The organism is Pseudorhodobacter sp. W20_MBD10_FR17 (genome assembly GCF_052119765.1).
GTDB lineage: Bacteria > Pseudomonadota > Alphaproteobacteria > Rhodobacterales > Rhodobacteraceae > Pseudorhodobacter.
The window spans coordinates 80951-97270 of record NZ_JBGQOQ010000004.1 but is presented as its reverse complement, the minus strand read 5'-3'; the positions used below and the strand labels follow the sequence as shown (position 1 = coordinate 97270).

Genomic DNA, 16320 nt, shown 5'->3' with positions numbered 1-16320 from the left:
ATGACAAAACCGCTGAACACCGCACAAATCGGGGTTGCCCTTATTGGCGCGGGTATGATTGCGCCCACCCATATTGCCGCCTTGTCCGCGCTCCAACCCCAGCTGTGCCTGCGTGCCGTCGTCTCAAACCGCCCCGAGCGAGCCGCCCATTACGCCAGCCAATACGCAGGCCCCGCGCCGCTGTTTACTGCCGATCTGGCGCTGGTCACCGGCGACCCGACCATCCAGATGGCCATCGTCGCCACCCCGCCCAGCGTGCGGATTGATCTGATAACCGCCCTCGCGGAATCCGGCACCCATATCCTGCTGGAAAAGCCGGTCGCGCGCACCTTGGATGAGGCACAGCAAGTGGCGGGTATCTGCGACCGTGCCGGCGTGACGCTTGGGGTCTTATTCCAACACCGCATGCGCGCGCCATCACTTGCAGCGGCGCACCTTATTGCCAGCGGCAGTTTGGGTAAGCTAGGCCATGTGGAAATCGCAGCCCCGCTGTGGCGCGATCAGTCCTACTATAATGAGCTTGGCCGCGGCACCTATGCCCGCGATGGCGGCGGCGTGCTGCTGACCCAAGCAATCCACACCATCGACCTCGCACTCAGCCTAACTGGCCCCGTCACTAGCGTGCGCGCCATGACCGCCACCACCCCGCTGCACCAGATGGAGGCCGAAGATTTCGCCGTTGCAGGCCTGACTTTTGCCAATGGCGGGGTGGGGTCGCTGGTTGCCAGCACAGCCTCCTTTCCGCAACGCCCCGAAACCATCACCCTGCATTTTGAACACGCCTCGCTCTGCGTTGGCACCAGTGACCTGCGCCTGATATGGCGCGATGGCCGCCCCTGCGCGGACGCCCAAATCAGCGGCCCCGCCACCGATACAGGCCCCGCAATCGCCAAGCACCAATGGCACCAAGCCGTCATCCAAGACTTCGCCGATGCCTTGCGCCAAGGCCACCCGCCAATGGTCACCGGCCACGCAGCCCTCGCTGCGCATCAGCTGATCACAGCTATCGAGGACTCGTCCCGCACAGGCCAACCTGTCACCCTTAGCCCGCCCCAAGGATAGCCAGCATGCGCCTCATCCTCGCCCTTTTCGCGCTAACTGCCAGCCCGGCCCTCGCCGCCCCCTGCGGTGGCTCTTTCACCGATTTCATCACCGCGATGAAGGCCGAGGCCACAAATCTTTCGCCCGCCGAGGCGGACCGCTTTTTCCAAAACATCACCGAGGACCAAAAGGTCCTGCAATCCGACCGCGCCCAAGGCGTTTTCCGCAAAACATTTACCGATTTCTCGCGCAGCCTGATCAGCCAGAACCGCATCGAGAACGGCCGCGCCAATGCCCAGAAATATGCCGAACTCTTTCAACAGGCCCAAGCGGAATACGGCATCCCCTCGGGCATCCTGCTGGCGTTCTGGGCGTTTGAAACCGATTACGGCAGCTTTCAGGGCGATTTCAACACCGCCAACGCGCTGGCAACCCTTGCGCATGACTGCCGCCGCCCCGACCTGTTCCAACCGCAACTGCTTGCCGCCACGCAACTGTGGCAAAAGGGCATGTTCGACCCCGACACCACCACCGGCGCGTGGGCGGGCGAAATCGGCATGGTGCAAATGCTGCCGGCTGATATCCTCGCACGCGGCGTTGATGGCGATGGCGACGGCACCGTCAGCCTGAAAACCTCGGTCCCTGATGCCATCCTGTCGGGCGCGCGGATGCTGCACGATCTGGGCTGGCGCGCGGATGAGCCGTGGCTGCAAGAGGTCACACTGCCCGCAGCACTGCCGTGGGAAAAGACCGGCCTGCGCACCACCATGACCGGCCCCGAATGGGCGGCGCTTGGTGTTAAGGCGCGCGACGGGAACCTTGCAAACCTCCCCGCCTCAATTCTTTTGCCCGAGGGGCGCAAAGGCCCAGCCTTCATCGCCTACCCCAACTATTCCACGCTGTTCAACTGGAACCAAAGCTTTGTCTACGTCACCACCGCCGCCTATTTCGCCAACCGCCTGAATGGCGCGTCCGTGTTCACCCCCGGCAATCCCGACCCGCAACTGTCGCTGGAAGACACCAAAACCCTGCAAGAAAAACTGAAGCAACGCGGCTATGATGTTGGCGGTGTTGATGGCATCCTTGGCACCAATACCCGCGACGCGGTGCGCCAAGAACAGCTCCGGCTTGGCCTGCCTGCCGATGCTTGGCCCACGCACGACCTGTTGGAAAAACTATGAGCAATTGGGGTATCTGCACCACAGTTATGGCCCCGCCTGAACAAGTACAGGCCTTTGCCGCCTATCACCTCGGCCTCGGCGCGGCACATATCTGGCTGCATTTCGATAACCCTGATGACCCCGCAGCCGACCTGTTTAACCACCCTCAAATCACCACCATCCGTTGCACCAACAGCTATTGGATGGAGTACATCGGCAAGCGCCCCGATCGGCACCAAAACCGCCAGGGCCGGAATATGCACCGCATCTATAAATCCGAGCCCCTGCCGTGGATCGCCCATATCGACGTCGATGAATACATCCTGCCCCGAACCGATATCGCGCAGGCCTTGAACGCCCTTCCGCCCGATCAACCCATGTTCCGCATGGCCCCGTATGAGGCGTTGCACGACCCTGACCTGCCCGATGATATCTTTACCGCCCAGCATTTCCGCGCAGGCCAAAACGGCAAGACAAAGGCCGAGGCCCGCGCCCGTACCTTCGGCCAATATGCCCCCCTGCTGGAAAGCGGCATGCTGTCACATTCCGCCGGAAAATGCTTTTTCCGAACCGGCCTTGCACGGTTTGAACCCCGCCTGCACGGCGCCTTTCGGGCGGGTGCCCGCGTTGATGGCGGCAAGTTTTCCGAACAGGTTGCGCTGTTGCATTTCCATGCCGAAGACCCAGCCCGCTGGCGCAACCGCCTGCAATTTCGCCTGACGCGCGGCGCATATCAGTTCAATAAAGCCCTGCAAAACTGGCTACTTGCAGCAGATGACGCCGCGATCGACCAGTTCTACTTTGAAACCCAAACCGCGACGCCTGCGACCCTCGCCAAACTGCGTGCCGAAGGGGCCCTGCTCAGCGCCACCCTAAATCTGCGCCAACATATCAAGGATATGCCCCTCAAATGACTCCAACGACAACCGAACTCATGGCGGCCCTGCCGCATGTCCTCGCCGCGCCCAAAACCGACAGCCGTATTGAGAGCCTGTGCTTGCGCCCCAACCGCAATCAGCGCACATTCCCCGATCACCTGACCCTGACTCAAGACCAAGGCGTCCTTGGGGATCGTTGGCTGACCGAGCCGTGGCTGCGGCTGCCCGATGGCCGCCCCGACCCGAATATCCAGGTCTCTCTCCTGCCTCTGCGCGTCCTAAACCTCATCTGGGCCGAGACGGACGCAGCCCCCCACCCCGGCGACACCATCATCGCCGATCTGGACACATCCGAGGCCAACCTGCCCGCAGGCACACGCCTTCAGGTCGGCGACGCCGTGCTGCGCGTCTCGGGCGTGTTCAACGATGGCTGCGTAAAATGGAAGGTCCGCTACGGCGCTGATGCCAAAAACTGGATCACCGCCTCCGACCACCCCACACTCCGCTTGCGCGGCATCCTCTGCGCAGTGGAAACAGACGGCATTATCCGCCTCGGCGACAGCATCACCAAGGTCTGACCCCACGGGCCAGAACCCTGCCATTTCATCTTGGTAAAAATACCTAAAGCGCGCCCGCCCCGCACATGCAACCATTGCAGAAGAGGGGCGGCCACTCCGCGCAGGCGGGCTTCACGCCACCATCGCCTCGGCCCGTTTCAGGTCCACACTCACCAGCTGGCTTACGCCTTGCTCGGCCATCGTCACGCCAAACAAGCGATCCATTCGCGCCATAGTAACCGCATGGTGGGTGATGATCAAAAACCGCGTTTCGGTGCGGCGCGTCATCTCATCCAATAGGTCACAAAACCGCGTCACGTTCGCATCATCCAGCGGCGCGTCCACCTCATCCAGCACACAAATCGGCGCCGGATTGGCAAGGAAAACCGCAAAGATCAGCGCCATGGCGGTTAGGGTCTGCTCGCCCCCCGACAGCAGGCTCAGCGTCGCCAGTTTCTTGCCCGGCGGCTGGCACATAATCTCCAAACCGGCCTCTAGCGGGTCATCCGATTCCACCAAAACCAAGCGCGCCTCGCCGCCGCCAAACAGGTGGGTGAACAGTGTCCCGAAGGAATTATTCACTTGCTCAAACGCGGTCAAAAGCCGCTCACGGCCTTCACGGTTCAGCCCTGCAATTCCGGCCCGCAACGTTTTAATCGCCTCTGCCAGATCGGTCTTCTCAGTGGCCAGTCCGTCATACTCTTCCTGTACCGACTTCGCGTCTTCCTCGGCGCGCAAGTTCACCGCCCCCAAGCCCTCGCGCGCCCGTTTCAGGCGCCCGACTTCGGCTTCCAAATGCTCGACATCCGGCATCTTTTCAGGGTCAGCCTCCAGCGTCTGCAACAACGCGGCAGGGGCACATTCGGCCTCTTCACGGATGCGCAGCGTCGCCGCCTCACGCGCCTCGACGGCCGCCTCATACCGCGCCTCGGTTCGTGCGCGGGCCTCGCGGGCCTCGCCAGCCAAACGCTCGGCCTCACGCTCATGCAAGGCCGCCTCGCGCAGTGCGGTTTCGGCCTGAACCAGCGCATCCGATGCTGCCGCCCGCCGTGCCTCGGCCGCGTCCATCGCATCGGCAAGGTCTTCGCGTTGAATGGCAATCTCTTCGGGCGCGGCCATCGCATCAACCAGCTCGTCCTCGGCCCCGGCCTTGCGTTCCGCCAGCTCTTGGTTGCGCTTTTCCGCTGTCTCCAACCGGTGCTTCCACCCCGAGGTTTCCTTGGTCACCTCTTGCCGCCGCTTCAGCCGTGCCTCGCCTTCGCGCCGCAACTCATCATGTGCCGATCGCCGCGTCATCATGGTGATCCGTGCGGCCTCAACAGCGGTTTTCAACGCTTCAACCGTGGCCCGTGCGGCATCCAAATCTGGCAGCGCCTCAACAGCGGCCCGCGCATCGCGCAGCACGGCGCGTGCCTCGGTCGCCTCGGTATCATAGCGGGTCACGGCCAGCCGCGCAGCCTCCAACTTGCCGCCAGCGATAGACCGATCAGCCTCGGCGCGGGCCAGTGCGCGATTGGCATCGGTCACACGGCCATCGGCAGCACGGCGGGCGTCACGCGCCATCTGATCGGCGCGGGCAAGGTCCGCCAGCCGCGCTTGCAACGCCTCATGCGCCAGCTTGGCCCTATCGGCACGCGCGGCAATGTCTTCAAGGTCGCGCTTTAGCTGGACCAAACGGTTCAACTGTTTCAACCGCAGCGCGGCAGCCGAAGGCGCATCGTCAGCACCGGCACGAAACCCGTCCCAGCGCCACAGATCGCCCTCGATGCTAACCAACCGTTGGCCGGGGCGCAGCAAAGGCTGCAAAGCAGCCCCCTGATCGCGGCCAACAAGGCCGATATGGCCAATGCGGCGGCGCAGAACGGCGGGCACCGTCACCCATTCGGCCAGCAGCGCGGCACCATCCGGCAAAGCCGCGCTTTCGTCGTAATCCGGCAGCGCCGCCCAGCCGGAAACGGCGTCACCATTCACCGCTGGCGCGCGCAGATCATCGGCAAGCGCAGCGCCCAGCGCGGCCTCATACCCCGGCTCCACGCTGCATTGATCCAACACTTGGCTACCCGCCGCAGATTCGCGTTCCACCAGCCGTGCCAAGGCGGCAACTTCGGCGCGCAATGCGTTGGCCTCGCCCTCGGCCTCGGACCGCATCGCGCGGGCGTCGGCCTCGCGGGTTTGCACATTTGCGCGGGCCTCTTCGGCGCTTAACAGCGCCTCTTCGGTGGCTTCGGCCAGTGCAAGCGCCTCTTCTTGCGCGATCTCGGCGGCCTCAAACCCCTCGGCTGCGCGGGCTTCGGCTTCCAGCGCCTCGGCAGCAGCGTCTTTGGCACGGGCAGTCTGGCTTTCCGCTTTTTCTACAGTGCTTTGCGTATCGGCAAGCAAGCGCCCCGCCGATTGGTGACGCGCGGCCAATCGTGCAACGTCTTCGGTCATTTCCGACATGCCGCCTTCGCGTTCAGTCAGCAAAGCACCGGCTTCGCGCGCGGCCTCAGACGCCTCGCGCAGCTTTTCATCATGGCCATCGGCGGCGCGGGCCAACTGTTCAGCCTCCCACTCCAGCCGCTCAATCGTGTCTTGGGCATCGCGGTTCAGGCCGGTTTCACGCTCCATATCGCGGGACAGCTGGTCGATGCGACCGCGCAGCGTTTCAATGGTTTGCAAGGCGCGGGCCTCGGTGTCGTTCAACGTGTCGCGCTGTACGGTCAGGCGTTGCAAGATCGCACCGGCAATCGCCTCTTCCTCACGCTTGGGCGGCAAGGTTTCCTCGGCCGCGGCGCGGGCCTGTTGCGCCACGTTTGACAGGGTTTCGGCCTTGCCTGCCTGAATGATCCGCTCGCGCAGCAGGGATTCCACCTCATGCACGGCCAAATCAGCCTCGCGCCAGCGGCGAAACAGCAGCATACCCTCGGCGCGGCGCAAATCGGTGCCGATCTCGCGATAACGGGCGGCTTGGCGGGCCTGGCGGGCAAGGGTGCCAAGCTGGCTGGCCAGCGCCTCTAGCACGTCATCGACGCGTGACAGGTTTGTCTCGGTGGCGGTCAGTCGCAGCTCGGCCTCATGGCGGCGTTGGTACAGGCCAGAAATACCGGCGGCCTCTTCCAAAATACGGCGCCGCGCCTTGGGTTTGGCGTTAATCAGCTCGGCAATCTGGCCTTGCCGCACCAAAGCAGGCGAATGCGCCCCGGTCGAGGCATCGGCAAACAACATCTGGATGTCACGCGCCCGCACATCCCGCGTGTTGGCCTTATAGGCCGAGCCTGCATCGCGGGTAATCCGGCGCGTGATCTCAATCTGATCAGCATCGTTGAAGCCCGAGGGCGCAAGGCGGTCTTGGTTATCCATGACCAACACCACCTCGGCAAAGTTGCGGGCGGGGCGGCTGGTGGTACCGGCGAAAATCACATCTTCCATGCCGCCACCACGCATTGCGGTGGGGCGATTTTCGCCCATCACCCATCGCAGCGCCTCAAGCAAATTGGATTTGCCGCAGCCATTGGGGCCAACCACACCTGTCAGCCCCTCATGGATAATCAAATCCGTGGGGTCGACAAAGCTTTTAAAGCCGTTAAGCCGGAGTCGGTTGAAACGCAAAGGATTGGCACCAGTGATTCTGTTCGGGCGGTGATCGTCTGTTTCATCACGGAATGTGTCAACCCGTTAACCCCCAGCATCATGGGGTATCGGCAGGGTTATCCACAACATCTTGGCGTTACCAGGTTAGGTCACTGCCGGAGAACCGTTTTTCATGCTGCACCCCGCGCAAATTCGCTTGACCGTCTGCTGTAAGGCCCTGAAAGTTGTTAACGCAAAGGAGCGCCGCATGACCCCGTTTCAACCCAAAGAGCCGTATGATTGGGATGCGCTTCTCGCGTTGATAAAACGGGCATTTGCGGGGATGGAAGGGCGGATCGACCCACCCTCCTCTTTGGACAAGGTGACCCCGCAAGACTTGGCGACCTATCCGGGTGAGGTGTGGGTTATCGGCCAACCGCCCCGCGCCTGTATGGTGCTGACGCCCAAAGCGCATGCCCTGTATTTGGGGCGTTTGTCGGTTGACCCTTCCTATCAACGCAAAGGCTATGCGCATATTCTGATCACCCTTGCCGAGGCACGCGCACGCGCGCTGAGCCTGCCGGCGCTAGAGCTGCAATCGCGTATAGAACTGGTTGAAAACCATGCAATTTTCTTTGCTCTTGGGTTTCAGCAAAATGGTGCCACGACCCATCCGGGCTTTGCAGCGCCCACCTCGCTGGTGTTCACCAAAAAGGTCTGAAACGGTCTAGTGTCGCACCTGCCGTGCGCGCCACAGCGTGAACAACCCCGCCAGCACCACCACGCCTGCGCCAATCGCGACATGCAGTTCCAGCACCTCTTGGAACACCGTCATCCCCAAAATTGAGGCAAAAACCAGCTGCAAATAAGCAAAGGGCTGAATGGCCGAGGCCTCGGCCACCTCATAAGCACTGATCAGCATGTAATGGCCCACAATTCCGGTGACGCAAAGCAGCAGCATCCATGCCCAATCGCTTGCGATCATCGGCTCCCACCATGCGACGCCCGCGATGGTGGTAATGGCCGCGCCCACGGTACCCACCCAAAAGAATGACACGACGGCACGGTCTTTACGCCCGACATAGCGGGTCAGCAGACCATAGGTGGCAAACATCACCGCGCCCACGATTGGCAGCAAGGCATAGGGGGAAAACACCGCAAAACCGGGCTGAAGGATGATCAGCACGCCGACAAAGCCGATCCCAATCGCCACCCAGCGCCGCCAGCCCACCGACTCGCCCAAGATCGGGCCAGACAGGGCAGCGATCATCAGGGGATAGCTGGCAAAAATCGCGTGATTACCGACGAGGCCGATTTTCACAAAGCCAAGCACCAACACGTTGATTTGCACCGCCAGCAGCACCCCGCGCAGGGGTTGCAAAATCGGGTGATGCGTGGCCCCTGCCGCGCGCAGGCTGCCCGCCTTGCGCCAGCCTAGCCAAATGGCAAAAGCAGCAAAGAACCAATAGCGGATCATCACCACCATCATCACGTTATACGCGCCCGCCAGATGCCGCGAAATCCCGTCTTGCATGGCAAAAACAAAGGTCACGGCAACCATCAGGATGATGCCAAGTTGGGTGTTTTGCGCCTTCATCGTTGGCCCACCCGCAGCGCCTTGCCTTGGTTCACTTGGCGGCTGCGGATCACGGTGAACAGCCCCGCAAGGATAACAATACCGCCACCAATCACGATGTTCATCCGCAGGGCTTCATCAAACACCGTAATCGCAATGATGGTAATGAAAACGATCTGCAAATAGGCGAAGGGCTGCAAGGCGCTTGCCTCGGCCATCGAATAGCTGCGGATCAAAAGGTAATGCCCAAACAGCGCGAGGAAGGAATAAACCGCAAGGATAAACAGATCGAACACCGGCATGAATGTCAGATACGGCAGGCCGATAACCGTCATCAGCACACAGCCGATGATGCCTGACCAAAAGAACGAAATAAACGCAGGCTCATCACGCGTCGTAAGCCGCGTCATCAGGCTGTAGAGCGCAAACAGCAGCGCGCCCAGCAGCGGCAAAAAGCTGTCGGGTGAAAACACGCCGCCATCGGGTTGCAAGATAATAGCGACGCCGATCATACCGACCAAAATCGCGCTCCACCGTCGCCAGCCGACCTTTTCGCCCAAAACCGGCATGGCAAGCCCCGCCACCAGCAACGGGCACACGGCGAAAATCGCATGCGTGTTGATCAGGCCGATGCGGGTATAGGCATAGACCATCACGCAAATCTCGGCGATCAGGATGACCGAGCGGACGAATTGCAGCCACGGGTGCCGCGTGCGCACGGCGGCCCGCAAACCGGCGGGTTTCATCATCGCTTGCACGGTTACGAATACGGCAAAGAACCAATAACGCACCATGATGACCATAAACACGCTATAGCCGCCGCCCAGATAGCGGGCAAACCCGTCTTGGACCGCAAAAATGAATACGGTGACGATCATCAGCAGAATGCCAAGACGTGTGTTTTGGTCGGTCATGCGGGCATCTTTCCTGTCGCCATATGGCGTTTGTTGCCGTGGCCTTTGCGCCGCTCTACGTCAAATCCGGCAGCTTGCAAGCCACGGCGTACAAAGCCCGCGGCGGTATAGGTGGCGAACGTGCCGCCCGCGGCAGTGTGGCGGGCGACCTCGGCCATCAAGTCCTCATTCCACAGCTCGGGGTTTTTGGCTGGGGAAAACCCGTCCAGAAACCACGCATCGGCACGGGCCTGCCATTGTGGCAGCGTGGTGCGGGCATCGCCGATAATCACCTCAACTTTGACGGGGCCAAGCTGAAACTTCCGTGCACCCGTGGCCCATTGGGTCAGGAAAGGGCCTGCCACCGCTGCCGCCTCGGGGAAGGCCTCAAGCGCGCGAGCGATGTCGGGGGCGGCCATCGGATAGGCCTCAAACGACGTGAAATTGATCGGCGCGTCGCCCGCAGCTAACAGCGTTGCAAGCAGGTTTAACCCTGTGCCAAAGCCCAGCTCGGCAATCTGAAAGCCGGGCCGCAGGCGTTCGGGCAGGTCATTGCCCACCAAAAACACATGGCGCGTTTCATCCAGCCCGTTGGCAAGGCTGAAATACGGGTCGTCAAACTGGGTCGAGATCGGCAAAGCGCCGTCGCGCCATTCCAGTTGCGGCGGGGTTTCGGGGTTGCTCTGGTCGGGCACGGGTAAATCGCCTATGGGGTTGGTTTGGGGCGACAATGGGCAAAGGGGCGCGGAATGGCAACGCCAGATCTGACGGTGCATGGGGCGGGCATCTTTGGCCTGTCGATTGCGTGGGCTGCGTTGCTGCGCGGGGCGCGGGTGCAAGTGGTCGAGGCGGCGCATCCGGGGGCTGGCTCGTCTGGCGGGATCGTGGGGGCGCTAGCACCCCATGTGCCGGAAAACTGGAACAGCAAAAAGGCGTTTCAACTGGATTGTTTGCTGGGTGCCGCAAAGTGGTGGCGCGAGGTGCAGGAGGCAGGCGGGGTGGACCCGCTCTATGCCCGCACAGGCCGGTTGCAGGCCGTGATGGATGACGGCGGCTTGGCTCTGGCCCATACGCGCACGGAAACGGCCAAGGTGCTGTGGCAAGGCCGCGCCGATTGGCAGGTCATTGCAGCAACGGGCGCTGATTGGGAACCGTTCAGCCCGACCGGCTGGCTGATCCACGACACACTGACCGCCCGTTTGCACCCTCGGGCCGCAGGGGCCGCCCTGCTGGCCGCGATTAAGGCCAAAGGCGGCACGCTGGTTATTGGCGAAGCTGCGGCCGTTGGCCCGCAGGTTTGGGCTACGGGCTATGCCGGTTTGCTGGATATCTCGCAGGGGCGGGCACGGGCGGTAGGGGCCGGGGTAAAGGGGCAAGCGGCGAGTTTTCGATACGATGCCGCTACTTTGCCGCAAGTGTTTACCGAAGGGCTGCATATCATCGGGCATGGCGATGGCACCGTCGCAATCGGCTCGACGTCTGAACGTGAGTGGGAGGATGCGACCAGCACCGATGCGCAGTTGGACACGCTGATCGCCAAGGCACGCGCCGCCCTGCCTTGCCTTGCCGATGCGCCGGTGATTGAACGTTGGGCTGGCATCCGCCCGCGTAGCCGCAGCCGTGCGCCGATGCTGGGTGCGTGGCCCGACCGTGCGGGTCACTTCATCGCCAATGGCGGGTTTAAAATCGGGTTTGGCATGGCCAGTGGCGTCGCCGCCTGCATGGTTGATCTGGTGCTGGATGGCCGCGACACCATCCCCGACGATTTCCGCGTTGAGGCCAGTCTTTAAGCCCCCAGTCTTTAAGCGCTTGAACCACGCCCCGCGTCAGCGCAGTGTTCGTGCGAACTGTGGCTAGGAGGGATGAACATGCGGCACGGCGGACAGATTTTGGTAGATCAACTGGTGGCCCAAGGTGTCACCCGCGTGTTTTCCGTGCCGGGCGAAAGCTTTCTCGCCGCACTCGACGGGCTGCATGACAGCGGTATTTCTAACATCGTTTGTCGCCAAGAAGGCGGTGCCGCGATGATGGCCGAAGCGCAGGGCAAGATGACGGGCAAGCCCGGCGTGTTGTTTGTGACACGCGGGCCGGGGGCGACGAATGCGTCGGCGGGCATTCACATTGCCAAACAAGACAGCACGCCAATGGTGGTTTTCGTGGGCCAGATTGCCCGGGCGCACCGCGACCGTGAGGCGTTTCAGGAAATGGACTATCGCGCGGTATTTGGCACGATGGCGAAATGGGCCGCCGAAGTTGATCAGATCGAACGCTTGCCCGAATACATCAGCCGCGCCTTTCATGTGGCCTGCTCTGGCCGGCCCGGCCCTGTGGTGCTGGCCCTGCCCGAGGACATGCTGTCCGCCTGCGCCGATGTGGCCGACCTGCCCGCCCCTGCACCGCAGCCTGCTGCTGTCAGTGACGCGCAGATTGCTGCGATCACGGCAGCCCTGCAAACCGCCCAGCGCCCTTTGGTCATTGCGGGCGGGCCAGGCTGGTCACAAGCCACTGCCGATGCTTTGGCAAAGTTTGCGGAAGGTTGGAACCTGCCCGTCACCGTGACCTTTCGCCGCCAAGACCGGATGAACAACGACAATCCTTTGTATGCCGGAGATCTGGGCGTTGGCATGAACCCCAAGTTGGGCCAACGGTTGGCGCAAGCCGATGTGCTGTTGGTACTGGGCGCGCGGCTGGGCGATATTGCCACTAATGGCTATGAAATTTTGGACCCAACCCGCCCCGGCCCACGCATCCTGCACATTCACCCCGACCCAGATGAGCTGGGCCGCGTGTTTGCCCCCGCGCTGGCAATTGCTGCGCCTACTGCAGATGTTGTTGGCGCATTGGCAGACACCTCGGGCAGCGGTCCTTGGGCCGATTGGACGGCGCAGGCACGGGCCGAATATGAGACATGGCAAAAGCCAACGGAGACACCGGGTGCGGTAAAATTGGAACAGGTTGTGGCATGGATGGCCGACACGCTGCCGCATGACAGCATCATCACCAATGGTGCGGGCAATTATGCGGCCTTTTTGCACCGTTACTACCGGTTTCGGCGTTTCGGAGCGCAGCTTGCGCCAACATCGGGGTCGATGGGCTATGGCTTTCCGGCATCGGTCGCGGCATCCTTGCAACACCCTGATAAAACCGTGGTTTGCATGGCGGGGGATGGGTGCTTTCAGATGACCTGTAATGAGATGTCAACAGCCGTGCAGCACGGGGCGAAACCGATTGTCATTGTCGCCAATAATGGTCGCTATGGCACCATTCGGATGCACCAAGAGCGGCACTATCCTGGCCGCGTATCCGGCACCGACCTTGCTAATCCCGATTTCGCAGCGCTGGCGCGGGCCTATGGCGGGCATGGTGAAACTGTCACCGATCAGGCCGATTTTGCAGCAGCATTTGCGCGCGCGCAGGCCAGTGGAACGGTTGCCGTGATTGAGTTGAAACTTGATCCGGACATGCTGACCACAGGACAGACACTTAGCCAAATGCGTGCCGCATCGCTGAAGGGCTAACGGACACAAGCTTTGGAATTTTCGACGAAAAATCAGATTTTTCGTCGAAAATTAGGTCTCCCGCATTCGACCTATCGACCTGACAACTCGGCGCTGACATTAACCACCGTCGGCGTGCCGCGCAGTTTTGCGCGATAGATCACCAGCGACTCGACAACGCGCATCACATAGGTGCGGGTTTCGTTAAACGGGATGGTTTCCACCCAATCCACCACATCGACGTCAGGCTGCCTTGGGTCACCAAACTCAGTCACCCATCGGCGTGGACGCCCCGGCCCCGCGTTATAGCCGGAAGCAATCAACGCCACGGCTGGGCCGAACTCTTCCACCAATTGCGCAAGATAGGCCGACCCAAGACCAACATTATAGGCAGGATCTGTCGTCAACTGTGACAGCGCATAGGGCTTGCCGGTTTTCTCGGCCATCAACTTGGCGGTTCCCGGCATAACTTGCATCAAACCACGGGCACCAGCGGGGCTGACAACGCCCACATTAAATTCACTTTCACGCCGTGCTATAGACAGCGCCAGCGCCCGACTAACCGCAAGGTTATCGGGCACCAGACCAACCACGGGAAAATAGGCGCGCGGCAAAATCACCCCGCGCGATGCGGCCTGCTTGCCAACGAGTACCGCGATATGGGGCTGGCCGTTTTGCAACGCAAAATCAGCGAGCTGGTCCAACTCTTTTGGCCCCAAGCCTTCGGCCAAATGCAACACAAACCGCTTGGCCAAATCCAGATCATTCGCAGCCAGCAAAAGCTGCGCGGCCTGAAGCACCGACGAGTTGGCAAAAGAAGCTTGCCGCCAATCACTTGGCCGCGCATCCGCCAGCAACGCCGCATCCAACGGCAGCCCCAGCTTTTCAGCACAGAGCAGGCCGTAATAGGCCGTTTGATGCTTGGCCCCAGCCTGATATGCCAAACGGGCGGCGGCGGTATTGCCCAAGGCTTCCTCGGCGCGGCCTTCCCAATAATGGGCACGACTCAGGCTGATAGGGGTGCTAACGCCTTGCTTCAAATGCTGGAAATGGTTGCGTGCAGTCATCGGGTCGTTCAGCTTGCGCAGGGCGATGAACCCCGCCAGAAACTCTAGCTCGGCATAGTCGCCGCCCTCGGTCAGCCTGTGCGAGGCGGCGATGCGATACGCCTCGGCCATCCGCCCGCCCTGCATCAGATCGCGCACAAGGCGGATGCGGCGGTCGGCCCACGCGTCAGGCCGCCCCAAGGATGCCGTAGAAATAGAGCGCTCCAAAATAAGGGCCACCGCGCCATCGGTGAACCCTTTGCGCGCGCGCCAGACAAACCGGTCAAAGGCAAGGCCCGCATTGCCAGACTCAGCGGCAGGCACTGCAGCAATCAGACCATCGACACCATCACTCATTTCGCGCAGCGCGATGCGGGCCTGTGCCAAAGTCTGCCAGCCTTGCGACACCAAGGGCAGCATTTGTCGCGCCTCGGCCTCGCGCCCGGCCCACAGCAGCATATCCATGCGTTTATTATGCACCGATTGCAGGGCTTGCGGTTGCAAGGCCTGTAATTCGGCCTGCTCGGCGGCATCAAACCTTAGGCCCAGCCAAGCGCTTTGTGCCTCGGCCCCGGCAGCCTTGGCATTGCCTTTGGCCATATAGGCCTTAACCAACGCAATCGCGCCTTCAGCCGTCGACGGTTTATCCTTGGTGAAATAGCCGGTCACGCGGTCCGGGGTACTGGACCGCGCCACCGCCGCCTCACCCTTTTGGTGCAGCCACGGCAAGCCCGGCCAATCAGGGCGGCGGGCCAGAAAATCCTCATACTCGCCCAGCAAACCATCGCCTGCGCGCAGCCGTTGCCATTCGATTACATCATGCGCCACGCCCGCAGGGGCCAAAGCAAGCGCTTTATTCCAATCGCGGACATCCGCAGCCGTCAGCGCGCTGCGCAAATCATCGGCTGCATCGGCGTGGGCTTGCGGGGCCACGCCCCCCGCCAATAACAGCAAAATCCCGCAGATACGGGCAAAGGACAAACGGTTAGGGGCATGTAATGTTTTCATACCCGCCAATTTGCCATTGTGGCCCGCAAGGCGCAACTCACATCACCGCGCGCAGGCCATTTCGTGCCACGCTTGGCAAGGGCCGCACATAGCGCTAGGAAGGCGCTGAAAACCAACAGGGCGATTCAGTAATCCGCCCACTGCGCAAGAGGAGAAGCGTACCATGTTCAAAGGGTCAATGCCTGCCTTGGTCACGCCGTTCAAAGACGGCAAAGTGGATTTGGATACGCTGAAGAAACTTGTCGAATGGCAAATCAGTGAGGGCAGCCACGGTATCGTGCCCGTTGGCACCACAGGCGAAAGCCCCACCCTTAGCCATTCCGAGCATGAGTTGGTGATCGAAGAAGTGGTGAAAGCCGTGGCAGGCCGCGTTCCTGTTATTGCAGGCACTGGCAGCAACAACACAGCCGAAGCGATTGGCCTTATCAAACATGCCGAGCGTGTGGGTGCGACTGCGGCGCTTGTTGTCACGCCTTACTATAACCGCCCCACCCAATCCGGGCTGATTGCCCATTACACCGCGCTGCACGACTGCTGCACCTTGCCGATTATTATCTATAACATTCCGGGTCGCTCTTGTGTGGATATGCTGCCCGAAACCATGGGCGAATTGGCCAAGCTGCCGCGCATTGTCGGCGTCAAGGATGCGGTTGGCAAAATGGAACGTGTCAGCCAGCAGCGCGCGCTGTGTGGCCGTGATTTCGTACAGCTTTCAGCCGAGGATGCCACTGCACTGGGCTTTAACGCGCATGGCGGCGTAGGCTGCATTTCCGTCACTGCCAACGTGGCCCCCCGCCTCTGTGCCGAATTCCAAGAGGCGATGCTGGCAGGCGACTATGCCAAGGCGCTGATCTATCAAGACCGCCTGATGCCACTGCACGAGGCGATCTTTACCGAACCCGGCCTTGTTGGCGCAAAATACGGCCTGTTCAAGCTGGGCCTCTGCACCCAAGACGTGCGCTTGCCGCTAACGGGCCTGACCGATAGTACCAAGGCCAAGATTGACGCCGCGATGCGCCACGCTGGCCTGATCAACTAAGTCGGGCAATAACCCGATTTAGCCCGGCGCGCCCTATGGCGTCGCCGGGCTTTTTATTGCACGCTGCATTTTTTCC

Annotated in this window: 13 protein-coding genes; 8 read left to right on the top strand and 5 right to left on the bottom strand. The window is 61.5% G+C overall.

Features of this window, described 5'->3' with window-relative positions; translation table 11 throughout:
- Genes ACEN2J_RS04095 through ACEN2J_RS04080 form a run of 4 tightly spaced genes read left to right on the top strand, consistent with a single transcriptional unit; the run spans position 1 to position 3657 of the window.
- Positions 1–1062 (top strand): Gfo/Idh/MocA family protein, encoded by a 1062-nt coding sequence (locus tag ACEN2J_RS04095; RefSeq protein ID WP_442103516.1) that lies wholly within the window; start codon positions 1–3, stop codon positions 1060–1062.
- A gap of 5 nt (positions 1063–1067) precedes the next feature.
- On the top strand, positions 1068–2222 hold the full coding sequence (locus tag ACEN2J_RS04090) for a lytic murein transglycosylase (protein WP_442103515.1): 1155 nt from the start codon (positions 1068–1070) through the stop codon (positions 2220–2222).
- Entirely contained in the window at positions 2219–3115 is an 897-nt protein-coding gene (locus tag ACEN2J_RS04085) for a glycosyltransferase family 2 protein (RefSeq protein ID WP_442103514.1), read from the top strand. The genes ACEN2J_RS04090 and ACEN2J_RS04085 overlap by 4 nt, the downstream gene beginning before the upstream one ends.
- Positions 3112–3657, top strand: coding sequence for an MOSC domain-containing protein (locus tag ACEN2J_RS04080; RefSeq protein WP_442103512.1), 546 nt, complete (start codon positions 3112–3114; stop codon positions 3655–3657). Before ACEN2J_RS04085 ends, ACEN2J_RS04080 begins: the two co-directional genes overlap by 4 nt.
- Before the next feature lie 111 nt (positions 3658–3768).
- Here the strand turns inward: ACEN2J_RS04080 and smc are convergent, their stop codons facing one another.
- Positions 3769–7224: a chromosome segregation protein SMC gene (gene smc / locus ACEN2J_RS04075; protein ID WP_442103510.1), complete on the bottom strand. Its 3456-nt coding sequence runs from the start codon at positions 7222–7224 to the stop codon at positions 3769–3771.
- 229 nt (positions 7225–7453) lie between these two features.
- On the opposite strand from smc, the gene ACEN2J_RS04070 reads away from it, so the two are divergent.
- Positions 7454–7906 carry a GNAT family N-acetyltransferase gene (locus ACEN2J_RS04070; protein ID WP_442103509.1) on the top strand — a complete coding sequence of 151 codons (453 nt, stop codon included), beginning with the start codon at positions 7454–7456 and terminating at the stop codon, positions 7904–7906.
- A 6-nt stretch (positions 7907–7912) separates the two neighbouring features.
- On the opposite strand, the gene ACEN2J_RS04065 is transcribed toward ACEN2J_RS04070, so the two are convergent.
- The 3 genes from ACEN2J_RS04065 to mnmD are packed head-to-tail and all read right to left on the bottom strand — an operon-like array spanning position 7913 to position 10430.
- The gene (locus ACEN2J_RS04065; RefSeq protein WP_442103507.1) at positions 7913–8782 is read right to left on the bottom strand and encodes a DMT family transporter; all 870 of its coding nucleotides are present in this window, start codon (positions 8780–8782) and stop codon (positions 7913–7915) included.
- Complete coding sequence (locus ACEN2J_RS04060) at positions 8779–9675, bottom strand: DMT family transporter (RefSeq protein WP_442103505.1); 897 nt, start codon at positions 9673–9675, stop codon at positions 8779–8781. The genes ACEN2J_RS04065 and ACEN2J_RS04060 overlap by 4 nt, the downstream gene beginning before the upstream one ends.
- Positions 9672–10430 (bottom strand): tRNA (5-methylaminomethyl-2-thiouridine)(34)-methyltransferase MnmD, encoded by a 759-nt coding sequence (gene mnmD / locus ACEN2J_RS04055; RefSeq protein WP_442103503.1) that lies wholly within the window; start codon positions 10428–10430, stop codon positions 9672–9674. The genes ACEN2J_RS04060 and mnmD overlap by 4 nt, the downstream gene beginning before the upstream one ends.
- Between mnmD and ACEN2J_RS04050 the strand changes: the two genes are divergently transcribed.
- Entirely contained in the window at positions 10404–11444 is a 1041-nt protein-coding gene (locus ACEN2J_RS04050) for an NAD(P)/FAD-dependent oxidoreductase (RefSeq protein ID WP_442103501.1), read from the top strand. The genes mnmD and ACEN2J_RS04050 overlap by 27 nt on opposite strands.
- A 78-nt stretch (positions 11445–11522) precedes the next feature.
- On the top strand, positions 11523–13172 hold the full coding sequence (locus ACEN2J_RS04045) for a thiamine pyrophosphate-binding protein (protein WP_442103500.1): 1650 nt from the start codon (positions 11523–11525) through the stop codon (positions 13170–13172).
- Positions 13173–13243: 71 nt separating this feature from the next.
- Here the strand turns inward: ACEN2J_RS04045 and ACEN2J_RS04040 are convergent, their stop codons facing one another.
- On the bottom strand, positions 13244–15205 hold the full coding sequence (locus ACEN2J_RS04040) for a transglycosylase SLT domain-containing protein (RefSeq protein WP_442103498.1): 1962 nt from the start codon (positions 15203–15205) through the stop codon (positions 13244–13246).
- A 163-nt stretch (positions 15206–15368) separates the two neighbouring features.
- Here ACEN2J_RS04040 and dapA point away from each other — a divergent pair, with 163 nt between their 5' ends.
- Positions 15369–16244, top strand: a complete 876-nt coding sequence (dapA, locus tag ACEN2J_RS04035) for a 4-hydroxy-tetrahydrodipicolinate synthase (protein ID WP_442103496.1) — start codon at positions 15369–15371, stop codon at positions 16242–16244.
- The last annotated feature ends 76 nt before the right edge of the window (positions 16245–16320 follow it).